Source organism: Chitinophaga polysaccharea, assembly GCF_007829335.1.
GTDB lineage: Bacteria > Bacteroidota > Bacteroidia > Chitinophagales > Chitinophagaceae > Chitinophaga > Chitinophaga polysaccharea_B.
The window spans coordinates 1,963,803-1,985,152 of record NZ_VIWO01000001.1 but is presented as its reverse complement, the minus strand read 5'-3'; the positions used below and the strand labels follow the sequence as shown (position 1 = coordinate 1,985,152).

Here is a 21,350-nt window from a genome sequence, read left to right as displayed (position 1 = left end):
CAAACGTAATAAGGTAAAATGGGAGCCGACCAGGCTTTACAATGGAGATACCCTCAAACAGCTCTTAGCCAGAAGTAGATACCTATTGTTTAAGCGCCCCAAACTATGGACCAGAGAGCAAAAACAGCGGGCAGAGTTATTGTTTAGCCATTATCCTTTGATTCAAAAGTCTTATCAATTATCCCTTGATCTGGGTGAAATTTACAGACATTCTAAATGTAAAGAAGAGGCTTTTAAGAAACTTGCATTATGGTATAACGATGTGGATGGATCAGGGCTATTATCCTTTAAAACTGTTGCCAGATCTATCAGGACGCATTATCTAGGCATCCTAAACTTTTTCAATAACAGAGCTACCAACGCTGCTGCTGAGTCATTTAATGCGAAAATAAAGTCCTTTAGAAACGCTCTTCGAGGGGTACGGGATGTAGAATTCTTTCTGTTTAGATTATATAAACTTTATGCCTAATTCCCCAACTTTTCAACTTGATCCCGAGTTTCGATTAAAAATTAAGTGGAAAATTCAGCTTGGGTTGCTGCTATCCGGTACATAGAAAAGTAAAAGCAAAGCTACAAACTACTTAACATAGTTTACAGCTTTGCTCTTCTGCTCTCTTAACAGATAAAGGTAATCGACGTTTTAAAACATCAACTATTAGTATCTGGGTCTAAATCCACCGCTTGGGCCGGATCTCGAGAAACGATTATTTTCTGGTCTTTCAGGTTTTGGACGCGCCTCATACACTACTATTGTCTTGCCAGCAACTACTGAATTATTCAATTCCTTAATTGCCAGCACTGCATTGGAATCGTCTGGCATTTCAACAAATGCAAAGCCTTTAGAACGGCCACTGTACTTATCATAAGCCACATTAATACTATATACAACTCCAAATGGGTCAAATAAAGACCATATCTCATCTTCAGTTGTTCTGTCACTTATATTACCTACAAAAATATTCACAAATATAATTTTAATTAAATATATACACTACTGAAAAACAATAACTTAGGAAGAAAAAGCCACCCAAACTAAATCAGAAGAAGCCAAATGCAAACTTGCTAAAGTTAGGGCAATAAATTGGGTATTACAGGATTAATTTATGGGAATATTACAAGTACGTTAAAAGTTAGCTACTTACAACTCTAACGCTCTGTAAACTAAAAATGGCTGTATGCTGGAATTGCAGATAAAAATAGTTCGAAACTTGTCCCAGGTATTCCGCAAAATCTCGAAGGAACCCGTGCTAGTCGCGGGTTTTTCTTTTTGGTCTATTTTTTAGTCTATGCTCGCCTAACAAGCATCGTTCACTTAGCGTAGCTTTACCTCCGCTAACTATCACTTACCAAGTTACAAAGCACATGCCTATACCAATAATTAGAGATTAGCTTTCTTCGTGTGCCTTCAATGTCCCAACGGGAATAGCTGTTATTTGTTTATTGTGAATTATACAGAGAAGTAGCTGATTGCAGCCTACATTAAGGGGAAGATCAAAATTGGCAAAGGATGCCAAGCGCTGCAAAGACTTTTTCATACACGAATCCTTTTATTTCTAGCTTAAGTTACGTTTTTTCTCGTATTCTACATATATGTTATTTTTAACAACCTAGTTCTCCCAAATGGATAGTGCTATCAAGTGTAATTTTATTTACACTTTTGTTATCATACAAAAGATAATTTTTGCGATTTGCTACTATGAATTTCTTACCACCAGTGCCGATATATTTAGAATGCAAATGATTGATATTAGACCTCTCATTAAGTAGAGTAAACACAATAAAATTTCCTACCAGGCCCTTTGAAAAAAAACTCTTTTGCCGCTTGATGAAGGTGAGTAGTATTTCCCAAAATTAACCCAGTGAATAGCGCATCCTTCACACCCGAATTGATGGATTAAACGCGGATTTGACCGCAAACTAAACTTGCATTTATTTGATTCGTATGGCTTTGACGTATTTGATTATCAGTTTTGCGGAACTAGAAGCTCAGCATATTAAATTTTGGCTATAAATCCCCCGCCTGGTAGCAGTTTTATGGTCAATACATCTTTTTTAGATAAGGTTTGCTCGCGTCTGTCAACGCTGGTATTGGTAACGCCATCATAAACAAGTGTGGCCAGTTTCTTCTTAGCCAAGAAATCAAGTGGTATCTTTATTTCCCGTTCGGTGGCGCCATTCATTACCCCTATCCACCAGGTATCACCTTTACGCCGCGCAAAGGCGACCACATCACCCATCCTTGTGCAGGAAAGTACTTTGGTTTCATCCCAGGTCGTAGGCACCTGCTGAAAAAGATCGAACATGGGGTTATCCAAATAAAACTGGTATTGATCGGCAAAATGAGTAATTGGAGACAGGTAAACAATAGCCTGGGCAAACTCATGAGGCCACGAAAATTTAGTAGTTGTCAGTTCCTTTGGATTTAATATTACTGGTGTAAAGTCGCCTGGACCGGACAAAAAACGAGTAAAGGGAATAGTAACATCATGCTGTAGAGACATAACACGATTGTATCTGGTCATGTGGTATTCATTACCCATTATTGCTTCACGTGAAATGTCATTAGGAAAAGTGCGGCGCAGGCCTGTAGGCTTTACACTGCCATGAAAGTTAAGTAATAATTTTAGGTTGGCGCATTCCTGCTGGGTTTCGGCATACCATTGCATTATATCAACAGTAGCCTCGGGTATAAAGTCAATTTTAATGCCATCGGCACCGGCCGCCTTAACTTTTTCCAGGTAAGCCTTGCGTTCCGACGCTTTTCGAAACTCTTTTGAATCAACCCAAACAAGTGATTTTACACCAACTGTCTTTCCATAATCTATTACCTCTTTCAATAGCGCCCATTGATCTTTACCCGGTTGTTTCCAATAGCGCCATCCATCATCAACAAGATAGTATTCCCATTTCAATTTAGCAGCGGCGTCATACCAGTTTTTCTGGTCTTCAAACTTTGGTGAGCCAATGCTCCACCACTGCCAAAGGCTTCTGCCAGGTTTAACCCATGAAAAATCTGATCCTTCTGCCGGTGGCGGACATAAATTGGTTATCAGGTCCGAATTAATGAGCTCATTAATTGAGCTGGTAACAAGCGTAGTGCGCCACGGCGAAACCAGTTTCCCATGATATGTGCCATCTAGCTGAATTTTAGCTGCTGGCGGCTTTATCTCCCACCCTTTTTTGGCAAATGGGAAATCTGCGCACAGCATATTACCGTTTCGGGTCAATGCCATATCCGAAAAACTTTCACAGTCAGCTTCTGATATTGAAACATAATAGCCGTTTGCTTCAAAAGTAACCGGCATCATTATGGTTTTCCCTTCAGGTATCTTTGCCTGTCGTAACATAACTTGAGCCCTCATAACTTTGCGAAAAATCGGCCCAGGCTATTTTAGTAACATTGTTTGGCAAGGTCCAAGTAGTGCGTTCACTGTCAATCCGCTTTGAATTGGGGGGAAGGCCGTAACGGATAGCCACACCGTCATTATAAACGCGGACAATAATACTAAATTTCTTACCTGAAGCAACCATTGGTATTTCGGCTTCGTTCGCCCGGTTATGCGTGATGCTATGATTGCCTAAAATTGTATAAGTCTCATTTATTTTGCTCAGTGTAGCTACATCGATTATCCGCACATTATCGCCCAAATCCATATTATCTATTACCAAGCCAAGCGCAGAAGTAGTAATTATTGGAGTACTTCCTGATTGAATCGAGTAGACAAGTTTTTTATCTGCCGTAAAAACAGTTAAGGACAGCCGTTTATTAGGGCTATTAATTATAACAGCCTGACTTTGTCCAAACACCCCTTTTGCAGTGGTTAACAGCAAAAAGGTGTATAGAATATTGATACATTTCATTATATAGAACACTATTAAATAAAAAACAAAACTAATATTCTAATGCAGTTTTTTTTATTTAAAAAAAATAAATTGCCCTTAACTCCCCGTTTTTCATCGAAATACGCCCTCCAATGAGACTATCACATAGACCCACGTGCAGTGAGGCTTTGAGTATTCGGAAAGTTGTGATAAAACCTAACGACTTATATGTGGTAGTGCAGCTGCTACAAGGGACGAGGAAATGATTTATGCGACGAAAAAAAAAGTGATAACGAAGAGAACATTGGTGGCACGAAAACTTAAATGTTGTAAATTAGTATCGACAAGTCAACCCAAATAAAACTAAGTAAACCGAAACAGCACAATCGCACTTTGATAGACTACCAATAGACCAAAAAAAACGCGCCATGCGCAGGGTTCCCGTTTCTCCAGTGAACCCCTTGGGACTGGAACTTCCTTTGAAATAAGGATTGCGCAATTCATATCCATCGGCATCATTCTTAAAACCGACGGCGTAATAATCCATTTTATAAAGGGAGTGCTTAATTTCCCGGCAAAACCTCAAGGCAAGCTGCAAGGGAATACAGCGCACTTCCAAATAATGAAGCAGGGTCTGTGAAATAATCGGCGCGTGCCCCATCACCCAGATCTTTTTTCTTCCCCCCAAGAACCGGCTGTCTGTGAAAATTTCTCTTTCATTTTTTCATTACAAATTATTCTATAAAAGTTAACTACAAAATAGATCTATTGGAGCCTTAAAACCTAAGCTCAATCACATAATCCATGTCACCCGGCGTCTTATCGAGCAACAGCAATACCCCTTCTCTCTGTTGTACAAACTTCACTGGCTCATTGTTAATAAATACCCGGGCCGACTTTATACTCTTGCCAGGAAGCGGTAGAAATAACGCTTTATCCTGTGAGTTTAGAATATGAACAAAGACCCGGTTATCTTTTGTAGTAGTTACCCCCCAGGTACGCTGGCCTACCGGTCCGCCCCTGGTGCCATAAATGGTTTCCCCGTAACTCTTCAACCAATCTCCCATAGCTTTCAACCGCGCCACAGCTGTATCTGGTAAGGTCCCGTCTGGTCTGGGGCCAACATTAAGCAACAAGTTGGCATTATTACCAGCTGCCTTTACCAGGTATTGCACCAGTGATTTTTCAGACTTATAATTCTTATCTGTGATTTTATATCCCCATGAGTCATTCATAGTTTCGCAAGTCTCTAATGGAAGTTGTCCAATATTAGCCCCAGCGGAAAAACCGGCAGTATTCTGCCCTGGCAAATCGCGCTCAAAGGCCTGGGCATCTTCGCCTTGAAGAGCATCCCAATGGTGATTATTGATGATCAGGCATCCTGGCTGCAATAAGTGGATAAGGGAATAGATTTCATCAAATTTCCAGTCGAAGGACTTGCTTTTATCCCAAGCCCCGTCAAACCAAATGGCCCCAATTTCGCCATAGTTGGTTAACAATTCCTTCAATTGGTTTAGCATAAACTGGTGATAAGTTTCCCACCTGGCCTTTTTGTTTTCCCCCTCTTTTACAATAAGCTCGCCATTGGGATTGTAATCAGGCCGTCCCCAATCGAGTAATGAGTAATAAAAATGCAATTTGACACCTTGCTTATGACACTCATCAGCGAGTTCTTTTAATACATCCCGCTTAAAGGGAGATGCCACCATAATGTTATAATCCGATTGCTTGGTATCGAACATTGAAAAACCATCATGATGACGTGAGGTAATACAGATATACTTTGCTCCGGCTGCTTTTATATCTGCTACCCATTGTTTTGCATTGAATTTTGACGGGCAGAATCCACCTGCCAGTTTGCTGTATTCACTGTAGTTAATTTTTTTGACATTCATAGCCCATTCGCCATCGGCCATCATGCTATAGAGGCCCCAATGAATAAATACCCCGAATTTATTATCCTGGAACTGTTTCCTGTTTTCAAGGTTTTCTTGCGCAGGGACATAGCCTTTCTGAGAAAAGCTGATTGCAGATATTAATAACAAAACGAGGGTGGAAAGAGAGACTTTTAACATATTACTTTAGCTTGATGAAATTTTTATACTTAATGACCACCGTTAAATATCGGTGGCGCCGGTGCATCATAATGCGATGCTGGTTTTAACGGTTCGTCCAATGGTACGCCTGTTTTCTTCTGCCTTGATATTTTGACCGCCCTGACCGGAGAAAGATACATGTTGATTAATGTCCCCTCGCATCCACGATCAGGCATCATTTCGGCATATACTTTCATACATTCGTTAAACAAATTCAGCACATCATTACAAACGGCATTGTATTCTCCATGGCTAATACCTGGCTTGTTTAGTTCATTGGCTTTGATAAATGCCTGCAGGTAAATAATAGTAGTTCTTAACCTGTTGTCTAGAAATGCAATCGCATTTTCGGCATATTTATCTTTGTTTCTCTTAGAACATTTTCCCAATTCATTTCTTGCTGCCTCGTAAAGCCGCAACATGTCTTGTAAATCGCTATCTGGTTGAAAATTAAATCCATTGCGCCAGGCCCCCATCCAGGCAAACCCCAAATTGGAGGTATGGGAACTGAAAGCTGTTTGTAACAATTGCATGGCCATACTGAATGTATCTGGCGACGCAATTCCCAATCGCTGGGCATAATGTTTATAAAACAATGCAGGCGCTTCTGCACCATACAATGTAGCAAGTGCCGCATACCTTGCTGTAATTTTATTTTCTGGCGTCCGCCAATGATTAAAATCAATTGTACTTAATCGCACCGAAGGGGATTTATCGGGCCGACCGTCTACCAGCCGGTAAATACCTTCAATGCCGTTTTGTTGCAGGTACATCATACCGTCAAATTCCAGCCATGAATAGATGGTGGTATTTCCCCAGTTTTCTCCTGTTTGCAAAACCAGTGGCGCATTGTTGGCTACATTGGCACTTCCATGTGCCGGCAAAATGCTTATTTGACTGGCCGGCAAATATTTTCTCGCGAGATGATAAGATGCCACATTATATTGATTGGTACAGTAGATTCCAAGCTTCAATGACGGCAGCTGAGTATGTTGTTCCTTTACTACGTCCATCGTTTTCAGGATATGCCCGATTTGCCCATAGATATACCCCAGGTCAGATTGCACTGGCCGGATCGGCGCTGTTATAATGCTGTCATTTAAAATTTCGTTCTTAAAGAATGAAGTCAGCACGGCTTTAGTTTCCTCCGCGGTGTTGCTGGGCCCCCAGCCGCCACTTTCTTCTGTAATCATTTCGATAGCATCTACCTGCGGGTATTGGTGATAAATTTGCCGGAGAGCATCTATTGTTTCCCCTACGTCCGTAGATGTGCTTCTCGGTTCATAGGATAGTTGAACCGTCATCCCTGCTCTTTTTGCTTCACTCATGACCTCATTTAGCCAATGCACGGCCATCTTGCTGCGTTTGGGAATATTGTCAAAAAAGGGTTCTATCTCTGGAATACAAAATGTCTTTTTATTGTGTACATGTTGTTTGATGAATGGATTGGCGGGTATATCGTGCCGGTCGCCATAAAAAAATTGGCCCGCATATTCCATCGTATCCTTTTTCTTTATTTCATACCATTGGCCCGGATAACTATGAAAAACAATATGGTTAAACCGCATCCTAGCCAGGTTACGGATATACTGTTTGGCATCGGCCAGGGAATACGAGGAAATATCCATCGGAAAGTTAATGTGTTGTCTTATGCCCCGGTATTTTACCAACGGCGTGATAGTTTCACCGTAATTCCGAATGGCGGCTTTGTTGATTTTACCGTTTAAATGATACCCATCAAATTCGAATGTATAACCCAGCTTTTCAAGCAGTGTATAAACCGCACACGGGATGTCTTTATCGGCAGCGCCGCTCAGTTCTATGTACTGTTTACTGTTTTTTGCAAAACAGTTTACCGAAAAACCCGATTCAGATAAAGTGGAATCTTTTTTTAATATTATGATCCAATCCGCTTTTGAAGGATTGGTGGTGTAATAAAACCCCTCCTTAGCGGTTAAAAATGCCTTTAATTCTGTAGCGCTAAATGCGATAGAGGCATGGTGGCCGGAAGATTGAACGGTAAACCCGGTGGCCCTGACCAGTAAAGGAAAGAGAATGCATATAAAGAGTAGTTTTTTCATGATATCCTTGATGTCTACTTTCGCCCTGGAAACATTTGGAATGTCAGACTCCTTAATAATTCCATCTATAAAGAAAATAAACGGGGGTTGTGTTAAATAACGCTCCCCCTTTTTGTCTACAATGGCGGAAATAAAAATTTAAAATGTGATAGTTTTCGGTTTATTGGAGGGGATCAAAATCACCACCCCAGTTAATATTCTGCTTCAATAAAGGATTTCTATCTAACCTCTCTTTGGGAATACCGTAAAAATAGTATTGATCCGGGATAACGAGACTAGATCGATCGACAGTCACAACCGTTGAAGTAAATTTATTCCATACCGAATAAATATCATCCAAAGGTTTAACATCTGCCTGACCCGGTTTCAATAAAATAGCCAGGCCATGACGCTGAGTCAGTCCTCTTAAATAATCAAACATTTTCCATCTTCTCAAATCATCCCAACGTTTATTTTCAAAACAAAATTCCACAAAACGTTCTTTTTGGTAAGCAACACGAATGTCTTGTTTTGCGTTGGCTGTAATACCATACTTACCACCCGCACCCGGCAATATACCGGCTCTTTGCCTTACCTGATATAAGACATCTAACGCCTCAGACGATCTTCCTGTTTCATTGGCCGCTTCACCGTAATTCATCAGTACTTCCGTATATCTTATTTCCGGCCAATCCACAGCTGCCTGATACACAGTATTCCTGGTCATATTGGGATCTATTGCTTTCATCCTGTAAAAGCTCGTAGTACTAGGCAATGTACCTTCGTTGGTAATCGTATTATGCACACCTACCGGCGACCATAATCCGCCATTATAACTGGTAATTACATTCCAGTACGTCCATTCATAAGTATTAGCATCCGACATACCTTTGACATATTGAACAGGGGCGCCGTTAAAATAGATACTGGCATAAAATCTATCATCACGATGCATAAATAAAGTGTCGTAGGACATGGTAGCAGGATTCCACGCTGAACCGTCCTTCATCGGAAACGCATTAACCAGTTCGAGAGAAGGATGGTCGGAACCAACATCATCTTTCGAATAGTCCAATGGTACTTCGGCGCCTTGAAAGTAGGTTGATTGAGGATAATTAAATCGCCTGACAAATACCTGTTCTTTGTTCAATTCGTCATTCCATATTTTGCTAAAAGGAGCATATAATCCTTTGCCATGCGCATTTAAGAAGTTTTTGGCCGCCAAATTAGCATCGTAAGCCATTTGCCAGGTCGCCGCACCATTGGCACCATTAAATAATGGGCTTGAGAAGAAATTAAGAACACGGCCTTTAAACGCCATGCCAATTCCTTTGTCAACCCTGCCAAAATTCAGATCTGATGTGCTCCAATAATCATTACAATTGGCAATGGCACTATCCAAATCCGCAATAATCTGTTTTACGCACTCCGATGTTTTATTACGCGGCAATTGCAGAGAAGTAAGGTCTGAGGTAGCTGCCTGCGCATGTAGGATTAATGGAACACCTCCATATCCTTTAACTATATCATAATAACACCATGCACGCCAGAAGAAGGCCTCTCCTTTCAGGTTCTGCTTCATAGAAGCATCAAAAGTGGCATTATTGATATTGTCAAGAAAAATATTAATGGTACGGATATTATTATATCGTCCAAAATTGTCCCAACTATCATACGTGGCAGTTCCTAAAAGCCAATCATTTGTTTGCTTGGTCCAGGGAGCTGCTTCGTCAGTATTATTTCCATCCCAACTCGGGTTACCCGGCATCAATTGATTATAAATATTATTCACATAAGCCGTTGCAACATTGGCATCGCTCCATACGGCTAAAGGGCTTATCGCAGTAAGATTTTGTTTATCTAATACTTTAGTACACGCAACTAAATTCATCGCTGTACATAAAATGAGCGTTATTTTTCTTTTCATTGCATAAATAATAAAAGATACAAAAAATCAAAATTTCACATCAACACCGAAAGAATACGTCTTCATGAGCGGATAGGCGCTGAAACCAGCTATTTCAGGATCATAATATTTGAACCTGGATAGTGTCAGCAAATTCGTGCCTGAAAGAAAGAGCCTTATATTGCTCAACCCCACCTTATTTGTAATAATTTCGGGTATCCCATATCCGATGTTAATATATTTTAAACGTAAGAAGCTGCCATCAAAAGTATTGTAGGTAGACTGTGGCTGGTAAGTCTGCCTGGCATCTCCAAACCCATATAATTTTGGAGCCTTGCCATTTGGATTATCGGTTGACCATGAGTCATTATAGAAGGAGGAAAAGCGCTGTGTCTTATCTAGTTGTCGCCCATAATAATCAGTATATACTGTTTTAAATCCGCCCAACCCTGCAAGGCTGAAACCTACATTAAAACCTTTGAATGATAAATCCACGTTTAGACCATAAGAAAATGGCGCATTACCCGCCCCATTATACTTCCCTAATATCACATTGTCATATGAATCAATCTTACCATCGGGTTTGCCATCTTTACCGGGGCCGTCAATATCAGCAAAATTGAGCATGCCTAATTCGGGTTTTGCGCCGTTTATAGTATACCCTGCAGGTAATTTATCCAGGTCAGCCTGTGTACGCAAAACGCCTAATGACTTCAGGCCCGTGAAATACGATAATGTTTTCCCAATCGGATTATTAACTTCCTGGGTACCCCCTGCCACATCCCATTTTATCACATTCGTTGTTGCGTAAGAAAAATTCCCTCTTATATTGTAAGAAAAATTTTTACCAAGTTTATTCGCATACCCCAATTCTATTTCAAAACCATGTCCATTCACCTTTCCGTAATTCTCAGCAGGCAATGATGCTCCAAACTCACTTGGTATTGCTAAAATACGATTGCCCAGGATGTCGTAAGTTCGTCTTAACCAGTATTCAACCGTTAGCGATAAGTTTTGAACAAATCGGGCATCAAATCCTATATTATAAGTATTAGATTTTTCCCAGGTCAGTTTGGGATTGGGTGTTCCTCCATAAGTCAATAAAGGAGCCGTAATTCCGCCGCCACCACCGCGGTAAAAAGAACTGCCCGACAAATTAAACTGTTCCAACCACTGCCAGCCACCTATTGCATCGTTTCCTGTTGATGCCAGTGATGCCCGCAGTTTAAAAAGATCGACAATTCTATTAGCATTTAATGACTTAAAGAAATTCTCATTCGATATTACCCATCCTGCAGACACTGAGGGGAAATACCCCCATCTTTTGGCGGGCGAAAATTTTATGGAGCCATCAGCTCTCAATGAAGCGGACAGTAAGTATTTATTGTCGTAGTCATAGTTAATTCTGCCTATATAGGATAATCTGCCATCCTGTCCTTCGCTTCCTGTAGTTTTCCAGTTTTTGCTATCTCCACTGGTGGCAAAGTACTGATCGGTAGCGTAAAGAGGGAATGTATAACGATATCCATTGAAATAGTTAGAAGAAAATTCATATTGTTCATAAGCGGCAATGGCATCTATGCGATGTTTCCCGAAACGACCTTCATAGGTTAATTGTGTATTAAATTGGTAGGCATTTGATTTGGAGTATTCATTTCCAACATATTCCTGGCTGGGTTCAGGATTCTTTACCGTTGATAGCACTTCATTTGTTGGAATTAAGCTATTGGGGCCAGTCTTTTTGAAAATATACTGGGTTGATTGCTTTCCAAAAACTTTAATAAAATTATTGTCAATATTTTTTGAATAAGATACTCTTGCTTTTAAACCTTTAACAAATGGTATTTTATACTCCAGACTGGGCAATACATCTATTTGTTGATTTGGGTTATTCCAATATCCGCTGTTTTTCATCAATTCGGTAATATTAGGATTCCCTTGTGGGTCAACTGCTTTCCCATCAATATAAGGTAGAAAAAAAGGATCTGCTGCATACATAAAATAGTAGGTATTCAGATTGGCACTGTTACCATACCAATTAGAGCTAAACCTGCTTCTTAGACCATAGCTATTGCTTAAGTTTAGACCTACCGACAAATCCCTGGTTAATTTGACCTGGATATTTCCCCGTAGGTTATACTTTTTATAACCTACCTGTGGTAATGCGCCTTTTTCATTAAAATAGGACCCACCAATGAAATACTTAACCATATCAGTTCCTCCGGATATGCTTAAAGCATAATTTTGATTGTTTGGCGTTGAATAAGCTGAATTAAAATATTCCATCCCGTCGGGATTGTTTTTCATCACCCAGGAAACTTCTTCATCAGAAAGTGATCTTCCTAAATTCTCCCGCTGCATTTTCAGATTATAGCTCATGTCACTAAGCTGTGGAAGGTTTGCAAAATGGCTGGTACTGGCAACTGTACTAAATTCTATAACGGGTTTCCCTGACCTTCCGCTTTTTGTAGTAACTAAAATAGCGCCCCCTGATGAACGGGAACCATATATAGCAGCAGAAGCAGCGTCTTTTAACACCGTGATTTCGGCAACCTCATTAGGCGATAAGGCATTAAAACTTGTAGCATCTCTTACCACTCCATCGATAACATAGATTACCGGCGTGTTATTAAAAGATGTATTGGCTCTTATTTTAATATCGGAAGCTATACCGGGAGTTCCTGTTGTTGATCTTACATAGGTACCTGATAAACGGCCTTGCAGTACATTTGAAAGATTTGATGATGGTATTAACTTTATCTCATCGGAAGATATTGTTGAAATAGCTGCGGTTAAACTTGCTTTCCGCTGCGTTCCATAACCGATAACAACTACCTGTTCCACCTCATTTACAGACATTTTCAACACGACATTTATACTTGTTTGGTTGCCAACAATTATTTCTTGTGACGTGTACCCTACAATTGAAAAGACGAGTACATCACCGGGATTAGCATCAACAGTAAAATCCCCTTTGTCATTCGTTGTGGTTCCATTATGTGTTCCCTTTACCACTATTGTAACGCCAGGCAATAGCTCTCCCTTTTCAGAAGATACTCTACCCTGTATTTTAACCTGCAATGGAATCGGCTTCCCTATTTCGCTATCAATTTCCGGAGAAGAGGTGGTCGGATTTAATTTAGAGGTAACAACAACAGTATTATACCGGATATAGAAACCTACTGGTTGATCTTTCAGGCAAAGATTCAATGCTGACTGCAGGTCAATATCTTTTATAGATATAGAAACAGGCTTGGTTTCTTTAAGCAACTCCGGGTTATAAAGCACATCATATCCTGTTTGTTTTTTTACTATATCAAAAATTTTTTCAAGCGGCAGTTTTTTGCCGGAGATAGAAACTTTCTGGGAAAAAGTTTTTGCACTTACATGTAAGAAGGCCACTACGAGAAAAAATGTAGTTAATTTCATAAAAAGCAGCAATTTGGCTGACAAATACCTTCCTGGCCGGAAAGCATTACCATTAAAATTATTATTCATACTTTTGTAAAGTTTTGGATTACTAAGCGTTTTTTTAACAGAAAAGGAATCAGCAGTAGCCAAAATTTCGGAGAATCTTGCCCCCGCAGGATTCTCTTTTTATTTTAGCGACGCGTTTTGCTATTACTTACTTTTAACTGGCATGGGCAGCTTTAATTTTGGTTAATAAATTGGTTACTGTTCTAAGGAATTCTTTAGCATTCGCGGTAACCACGAATAGCACTAATCCAGCTAATCAGCTGTACTGACATTCTCGTTAATTATTTGATTACAGGTCTGCTTTTTTTGGTTATCTTTTCACGCAGCTTCTATTGCTCATTTGGCATTACGGTAAGTTCCCTGCCTTTAATATCGCACCGTATCCGTCCATCCAACTCCAATAGTTCCAGCAGTTTGTCTATATTATCCTTTCTTGATATACCGCCGGAAAAGAAAATTCCTGATAAGTTGCCTTTATAGCGAATATCCACATCATACCAACGGGATATCTGGCGCATAATGGCTCTGACGTCGGTGTTCCTGAATGAAAATTTTCCATTTTTCCAGGCTAGTACATCTTCCAGGTCAGGATGAATTATTTCATAGCTATTTGTTTTGCCGTTTAGACGGGATTGTTCTCCCGGCCTGATCATCTTTGAAATGTTACCACTGCTCACTTTAACAGCACCTGCTATCAACGTGGTTTTTACTGCATCTTCATCGGTATAGGCATTTACATTAAAATGAGTTCCCAATACGGTGACTTTAGTGCCGCCAGCTTCTACAACAAAAGGCACTTTTTCAAATGTTTTTTGGGAAATGATATGTGCTACTTCAAAATAGGCTTCCCCGGTTATTTTTACCAATCGTTCATTTTCGCTAAAGGTCGTTGGGAACGTAATAGATGAAGCTGAATTAAGCCAAACCGAAGTACCATCCGGCAGTGTTACCTGGTATTGCCCCCCACGGGGGGTAGACAAGGTATTGTATAGGACTGCCGTTCCTGTTGCCGGCCCGATTGCAGCATAGCTTAGCTTTCCGTTATCAGTTTTACTGACCTGGGAGGTACCCTGAATCGTTAACTGGCCTTTGGGGGCGCTGTCCAGGATGATTTGCTGGCCACTGTTCAAGGTCAGGACAGCCTTGTTACCGCCAGGCAGGATATTATGAGCCACTTGGGGTATCGCCAAATTGGCGGTTGTTTTATGTAGCCTTGTATATACAAGCATTCCGGCTCCTAGTAACACGAAAATTGCGGCTGCAGCAGCCCAACGCAGCCCGATGCGTTGCAATAACCGCACTTTAGTCAGAGGTATTGACGGTTCGGGAATACTTGTAAGGACTTCCGGTACAAGTGCTTCGAATTTACTCCATATCTTTTGCTCCGAATATTTATCCTGTTGCTCCAGTTGTTCTTTCAACCACTTTATATCTGTCAGCTCTATGAACAATTGCTGCCGCCTTTCCGAACCCGCCAGCCACTGCTGTAACTCTTCCTGCTCCTCCGGTACCAAAGTATGGCGGTGGTATTTAAGAATCAGTTCAGTAATGCGGTGAAGGGGCATGTTCATAACGTACAAAAATTGAATTATATCAACCAGTTACCCCGAAGTTGGCATTTCAACCAAAAGAAAATAAAAAAATTTGACACTTAGGAATGAGGCAGGAGGAAAAGTAAAGACCATGCCGCCAACAAATGGCCTTTTTTCAATAGCTGGGCACGCAATAGTTGGATGGCCCTGGATTTCTGGTTCCGCACCGTTTGAGGCATAATACCCAGTTGGATGGATACTTCTTCGGTCGACAATCCATTAAAAAATAACAATTTGAAAATTTCACGGCATTTATCTGGGAGATTTTCCACTTCCTGATAAATCTCCGCCAGCAGCTCTGCCCTGATCTCCTCTTCTTCGAGATCTTCTGCCGAAAAATGAGCTTCCTGGTAAAGATTACCTAGCTCTGTATGTGTAGCCTGATGCCGGCCTTCATTTCTAAGCTCATTCAAAGCTGCATTGCGGGCCACACGATAAAGAAAATGCCGTACGTTCTCCAGACTTTCAAATTGCTCCCTGCGATGCCAGAGCTTTACAAAAGTATCTGCTACGATATCTTCGGCAGATTCCAAGCGACCGGTTAGTTTTTCAGCATATTGGCACAAAGGGCGGAAATATTTACTGAATACGGCTTTAACTGCTGTACCGTCCCCTGATTTAAGGGCTTGGAGGAGTTCTACCTCATTATTATAACAATAGTAATATTCCTGCAAAGTTATTTCTTCAACGTCTCACAAACGTACTTAAAAAAAGTTGACCTTGTATTTGGATGATGGAAATAAATAGGTGTAATCGATTGAACTTTCATAAGATAATAATCTGGGATAATAGTATGTATCAATTCGTCGAATGCCTTTTCCTCTGAAATTAACTTTATTAAATATGGTAAACTCAAATGCTGCATCCGGGAATTAGAATAAGTAATCAGCTATAAATAAAAAATATAAATCATACCAGAATAACTGGTTCACCTGGAGCCAACTCACATCATTATTATATTACATCCTTCATAACAGGCTACTCTAAACCTAAACCTACATCTTTTACCATAAATAAATAACCCTTTAATTAGCATATATTGATACTATTTTCGTTTAGCAAAAAAAGAAAACGTAGCTCTCAATTTCTCAACTGCCAAGCACAGAAAGTTTGCTGCCATACACTTCTTAATACATTTAATTTAATAGCATATACATCAGATCAATCCAGATCATCATGATTGAATAAGTACAAAAGGTACCTATTTTATTCGCGGCTTTCTATAGCCATCTTTTGCTGTACAGCCATCTCAAATATCTGCGTATTACCTCTCTGTTGCCATATGATGCGAGTATTCGGTTAAGTCTACCTGAAAAATTGCGTACCTCTAATCTATACGCTATTGAAAGGCTGTATAGAATACCGTATCAATAAAAAAAGTGTATTGGATTTCACGATAACGTTTTCATCATGTACATCTTCGAGAATCAATCCTAACTCTTTATTGTAATAATTGTTGGTAGGAAGTCCATTCCTTAATATATTTTCAAAACCATTTTATACCAATAATTTTTTAACATCGGCCAGATCAACTGCATCGTCAGATATAACAAACGGTTGTTTTAACACTGGCAAGATATTGGGATTCGTTTGGGGCTTGCTTTATCGAAAGATTTTTTTCCGACGCGTAGGTTTTTAAGAATTCGACCTGCTCTTTTTTTGTGATTGCTTTACCTTCGAAATCTCTTTTAACCGTTGTACTTGTGCTAAAGCTTGCGCATAGGATATTCCTGGTTGCTGTGCAAGTATCTGCTGCCCCCTCAATGATAACTCCGTCAATGATATTTTTTAAGTTTGCTTCTGGTGATCCAACAAGGAAATTTTCTCCAGATCTACCACAAATAAGTTCGAACATTGTCCCCTCCACCCCGCAAATAAAAGTCTCATCTCAAAAAGGTGTGACTTTTTTGCTTTTATACCTCCCTTTACCTATTAGTCTCTTCAACTCCCCAGGTTTTCATCGGCTGGCTACCCATTTCAAGCTCCAGTTCTCCGCCGGCAATAATATCCTGGTAGGTTAACCAGCATTTATTGTAAACATGTCCATTTAGCTTTGCCGACTGGATATATTTATTTGCCGGAGAATTGTTCCTGGCAACGATCCTGAAAGGTTTTCCAGGTGCATAGGCGCTTTTCCCTCCATTGATGATTATCTCGTCGAAAACAGGGCTACATATCTCAAATCGGTTGTCGCCGGGACAAACCGTATAAAGTCCGCTGGCCGCCAAAACATACCAGGCCGACATTTGCCCTACATCATCATTTCCCACCAGTCCTTCCACTGTATTGCTATAAGCATTTTCACAAACAATCCTGGCCCACTTCTGGGTTAGCCAGGGTACGCCTAACTTGTTAAACAAGAACGGAACATGGTGCACGGGTTCATTTGCATGATTATAATAATTATTCCAGGTAAAACTTTTAGGTGTCTTTTCAAAAAAATCATTCAGATCTGCCACCATTTTATCAGGGCCGCCGAGTAAGTTTGCCAACGCCGGCACATCAAACGGAATAAACCAGCCCTGCTGATACGGATTACTTTCTACCGTGCCATAATCCTGCTTTAGTCTTCCCTCTGCTGGCCAGGGGCGCCAGCTACCATCTTCCTTTCTTGGCCTGAACCAACCTTTTGCTGTATCGAATACATGAAGATAACTTTTAGAAAGTTCGAGATATTTCAGTGCATCCTCTTTCTTGTTCAAGGAATCTGCCAACTGGGCCATGCACCATTCACTAAAGGCATATTCCAATGTAGCGGAAATATCGTTTGAAGGAATTTTAAAACCGCTTGCACCATTGCCAAATTTTTCCTCTGTATGCCTGGCAAATTGGTACGCTTTGGCCAGATCAAAATTTCTTATTCCTTTATTCCAGGCATCAGTGATCACCACAATTGCCGGGTTACCTATCATACAGCCAGAATAGGCATTCAGGAACTCCCATCGTTCCAGGTATTGCTCATTACTTTCATCTGCCAGTGTTACCAGGGAATTGATCATATCATTTACTACGGTGGGATTCAAAATTGTTTGTAAGGGAAACTCGCTTCTAAAAACATCCCATCCACTGAAAACAGACCGTTTAACAAATCGTGCAGATTGATGCACGCGGTGATCTCCTCCCATATACTGCCCGTTGATATCGGTGGTGTTCCTGGGGTCAATCATACTATGGTAAAGAGCGGTATAGAAAATAGTCCGTTGATCTGCTGTTCCGCCGCTTATTTTCATTTTTGAAAGCTCTTTATTCCACAGATCCCGGGCATTTTTTCTTACCTGGTTAAAATCCCATTCAGGTATTTCCTTTTCCAGATTTTGCCGGGCATTCTCTATACTCACAAAAGATATTCCTACTTTCATCAACACCTCCTCGCCTTCCGTTGTAGCAAACTCCGTATAAAAGCCAAGATGCTTTCCTTTTTCCTCCTGGAAATGCCTGGTAATAGTAGCACCCATCACCAACGAATCATAATGTATGCTGCTGATATCTTCCAATTTACGTGATTGTTTTCCTGGAATTGCTGCACTCCATGCGCCATAATTTTTCAGTGGTTTACTAAATCTCACATAATAGAAAACAGTATAATCGGCCTTGCCATCGCCATTGCCCCAGCCTCCACCATCAGGTGTACACTTTATCCAGCCGTTGATGGCATCTTTACCACTAACCCTGATAAACTCTTCTGTGGCTGTTCCTCCCACTCTCCTGGCAAGATCCATCTGTATGCGTGACTGCTGGCTGGCAGGATACGTAAACCGTAGCATACCGCTATGAGGCGCCGCTGTTGCCTCCGCACGAATACCATAATCCGTAAGAAAAGCAGCATAAAAACCCGCATTTGCTGTCTCGCTTTTCTTATCGTAATGAGAGCGATACCCTTTTCCCAGTGAGGCATGCCGGCCAGCAATAATTTGTAACGGCCCTGTTGTTGGCGTAGTGAGCAGGTTGCCCAGATCTCCATACCATCCTATACCACTCATTTGCGTAAAAGCAAAACCCTCGATATACTCATGCTCATAGCTATAGCCGCTACCGTTATCACCGCCGGTAATGGTGTTGGGACTTACCTGCACCATGCCAAAGGGAGTTGCTGCTCCCGGAAAGGTTTTTCCCAATCCATGCGCAGCTCCAGCCTTTGCAATATTGGTACTGGCTCCTATAAACGGATTGACGTAATCTGCGGGATATTTAGTGGGGAATGATACCTGTTGACCACCGGCTTTTGCCACTGCCAATTGCGCAGAAACCATCACTGGCAATCCAATGAAAATAGCTACCAGGGAGAAAAGACAAACTAATATTTTTTTCATATACACAAATATAATCGCCGGGGGATTGATTGTATCCACGCATTTAAAATATTCAGAAAAAAAAGCTCATTCCTTTATTGTTAGCAAACCAATCTGTTCACAATGTCAAAAAAGCATTGTTTTTTGTCAAATATGAGTATAAAATTAGTCAATCTTTTTCATTTACTTTGTAATACAAAGTACTTTTCAATATAAAAAACTTAATTAATAGCTGTATGAAAAGAAAATTAGCGATAACAATACTGGTGCTAATTCAACACATGGTGTTTGCCCAACCAGGGAAACTGGAATTAACCCCCAAATTCCCTAAACCTCAAGACGAGCTGGAAATCGTATATACCACGGGATTCGCTCATTCAACACCAGAAACCCCGGTCACAGCAGAAATACTTTCTGTAAATATGCATGAGGCGCCACAGCTTCAAAATATTACAATGGTGCAAGCCGGCAAAAAATGGACGGCAAAATTTAAACTGTCGTCCACGGCAGTCCATTTCCTGGTAAGGATCAAACTAAAAGATCATGTTGATGACAATGGTGGTAAGGCCTGGCGATTTGTATTCTACAATACAGCCCGTCAGCCGGTAAAAGATGCGTTCTTAGCCCGCGCTTATATATGTAGTATGGGCGGAACAAAAGACTTTAGCGTAAAAAAGTCCGTTGAGGACGAGGATAACTATCTTAAAGATGAATTAAAGTATTATCCTGGTAACATAGACGCATTCTCTTACAAATGGTCCCGAATGATGGAAAACGGTAAAACAGAAATGGCTAAGAAAGAACTGCTGGACGTTTATAATGCCAATAAAGAAAATAAGGAATTGGTTAAAGACCTCGTTCCCTGGTTTGACAGACTACAAATGGAAAATCAAATCGTCCAGTTAAAAGATAGCCTGATGAGGGCGACCCCAAAAGGGGAAATAGCATTTAGAGAGAGAATGAAAAAACTAATGACCAGCGAAAGCCCATCCTTTGCTATTGCTGAAATTCCGGCCATTTTGACCGACTTTCCCAATATGCCTGCCGGAGCGAGGGAAATGCTTATTGAAGGAATGGTGAATGTGTGTTTGCACCAGGCGTTTTTCGAAAAAGCAGTTGAATTTATTGATAAATATGATCCGGAATCATTAACCAAATACACCCTGGTTGCCAAAGCCATGATCGAGAAGGGCGAAAAACTTCCGATAGCCGTACACCTCCTTGAAAAAGAAATAGATTTGATTAATCATGCTACTCCCGCCCAGGTAGCATATGCCGGTGTAGATAGGGATCTGACCTTAGGAAATGCGCAGTATATTTATGCATTGGGACTGCATAAACAAGGAAAAAACACACAGGCATTACAGGCTTTTGATTCCTCCTATCAAATTCTTCATGGACAAAACGTTTCGGCCAATGAAGATTATTTACAGCTTCTGTTCGAGGAAAAAAAATATGAGCACGTTGTTATATTATCAGAAGCATGTCTTCTTACCAGCAACGAGCATCCGAAAATCACGGAATTGTATAAATCTGCCAGTCAAAAATTAAATGTTCCTCAGCGGGAAATTGATCTGCAATTAGATGCCATTAGGAAAAAGGCGCAAGACGCCATGGTTAAAACTTTGGCAAATAAGATGCTCAATGAAACAGCGCCGGAATTTCATCTAAAATATCCCGATGGAAACAGTGCAAAGCTCTCTAACCTCAAAGGAAAGATAATTGTGCTGGATTTTTGGGCAACCTGGTGCCAGCCCTGCATAGCCTCACTTCCTAAGCTCCAGGAAATGCATGATAAATATAAGTCAAACCCCGAAGTGGTAATCCTGGCCGTGGATAAAAGTGAAACAGGCAATACGCAAATGGAAAGGGAACAAAAAATGAAAGACTTCATCGCAAAAAATAAATATGCTTTTAATGCGCTGTACGACGATAACGCTGTTGCAGATAAATATAAAGTAGATGGTATTCCAGCCACCATATTCATAGATAGAAATGGTGTGATTCGGTTCAGAGAACACGGATTAGAAGACCGGGAATTTAGTAAGCGGGTGGATTTTTTACTTCAGCAAAAGTGAATATCGTACGCTGTACCGCCGGGGGGCAAT

Annotated in this window: 13 protein-coding genes and 1 pseudogene; 2 read left to right on the top strand and 12 right to left on the bottom strand. The window is 40.7% G+C overall.

Annotated elements, in window-relative coordinates; genetic code table 11:
• On the top strand, positions 1–469 hold a 469-nt coding region (locus FHW36_RS08145), incomplete at its 5' end, for a transposase (protein WP_145665181.1).
• Positions 470–655: 186 nt separating this feature from the next.
• On the opposite strand, the gene FHW36_RS08140 is transcribed toward FHW36_RS08145, so the two are convergent.
• The 12 genes and pseudogenes from FHW36_RS08140 to FHW36_RS08095 all read right to left on the bottom strand — a co-directional run bounded on the left by FHW36_RS08140 (position 656) and on the right by FHW36_RS08095 (position 19,263).
• Positions 656–964 (bottom strand): RNA recognition motif domain-containing protein, encoded by a 309-nt coding sequence (locus FHW36_RS08140; RefSeq protein ID WP_145665178.1) that lies wholly within the window; start codon positions 962–964, stop codon positions 656–658.
• Between the two features lie 1,030 nt (positions 965–1,994).
• A complete protein-coding gene (locus FHW36_RS30930; protein ID WP_222429007.1) occupies positions 1,995–3,347 on the bottom strand; it encodes a glycoside hydrolase family 97 protein in 1,353 nt (450 codons plus the stop codon).
• Positions 3,322–3,861: a glycoside hydrolase family 97 N-terminal domain-containing protein gene (locus FHW36_RS30925; RefSeq protein WP_222429006.1), complete on the bottom strand. Its 540-nt coding sequence runs from the start codon at positions 3,859–3,861 to the stop codon at positions 3,322–3,324. The genes FHW36_RS30930 and FHW36_RS30925 overlap by 26 nt, the downstream gene beginning before the upstream one ends.
• A 295-nt stretch (positions 3,862–4,156) precedes the next feature.
• The gene (locus tag FHW36_RS08130) at positions 4,157–4,483 is read right to left on the bottom strand and encodes a hypothetical protein (protein ID WP_145665175.1); all 327 of its coding nucleotides are present in this window, start codon (positions 4,481–4,483) and stop codon (positions 4,157–4,159) included.
• Positions 4,484–4,598: 115 nt separating this feature from the next.
• Positions 4,599–5,897, bottom strand: a complete 1,299-nt coding sequence (locus FHW36_RS08125; protein WP_145665172.1) for an alpha-L-fucosidase — start codon at positions 5,895–5,897, stop codon at positions 4,599–4,601.
• A gap of 29 nt (positions 5,898–5,926) precedes the next feature.
• Entirely contained in the window at positions 5,927–7,999 is a 2,073-nt protein-coding gene (locus FHW36_RS08120; protein ID WP_145665169.1) for a hypothetical protein, read from the bottom strand.
• Between the two features lie 160 nt (positions 8,000–8,159).
• Positions 8,160–9,905, bottom strand: coding sequence for a RagB/SusD family nutrient uptake outer membrane protein (locus FHW36_RS08115; RefSeq protein WP_145665167.1), 1,746 nt, complete (start codon positions 9,903–9,905; stop codon positions 8,160–8,162).
• A 27-nt stretch (positions 9,906–9,932) separates the two neighbouring features.
• Positions 9,933–13,382: a TonB-dependent receptor gene (locus FHW36_RS08110; protein ID WP_145665164.1), complete on the bottom strand. Its 3,450-nt coding sequence runs from the start codon at positions 13,380–13,382 to the stop codon at positions 9,933–9,935.
• A gap of 308 nt (positions 13,383–13,690) precedes the next feature.
• Positions 13,691–14,932, bottom strand: coding sequence for a FecR family protein (locus FHW36_RS08105; RefSeq protein WP_145665161.1), 1,242 nt, complete (start codon positions 14,930–14,932; stop codon positions 13,691–13,693).
• Between the two features lie 80 nt (positions 14,933–15,012).
• Positions 15,013–15,627, bottom strand: coding sequence for an RNA polymerase sigma factor (locus FHW36_RS08100; protein WP_186452339.1), 615 nt, complete (start codon positions 15,625–15,627; stop codon positions 15,013–15,015).
• A gap of 658 nt (positions 15,628–16,285) precedes the next feature.
• Positions 16,286–16,438: pseudogene (locus FHW36_RS31035) on the bottom strand (putative polyvalent protein kinase domain-containing protein); the annotation flags it as partial.
• Between the two features lie 440 nt (positions 16,439–16,878).
• Positions 16,879–19,263, bottom strand: a complete 2,385-nt coding sequence (locus tag FHW36_RS08095) for a GH92 family glycosyl hydrolase (protein WP_246121102.1) — start codon at positions 19,261–19,263, stop codon at positions 16,879–16,881.
• A gap of 215 nt (positions 19,264–19,478) precedes the next feature.
• Between FHW36_RS08095 and FHW36_RS08090 the strand changes: the two genes are divergently transcribed.
• Positions 19,479–21,320, top strand: coding sequence for a TlpA family protein disulfide reductase (locus tag FHW36_RS08090; protein ID WP_145665155.1), 1,842 nt, complete (start codon positions 19,479–19,481; stop codon positions 21,318–21,320).
• Positions 21,321–21,350: the final 30 nt, after the last annotated feature.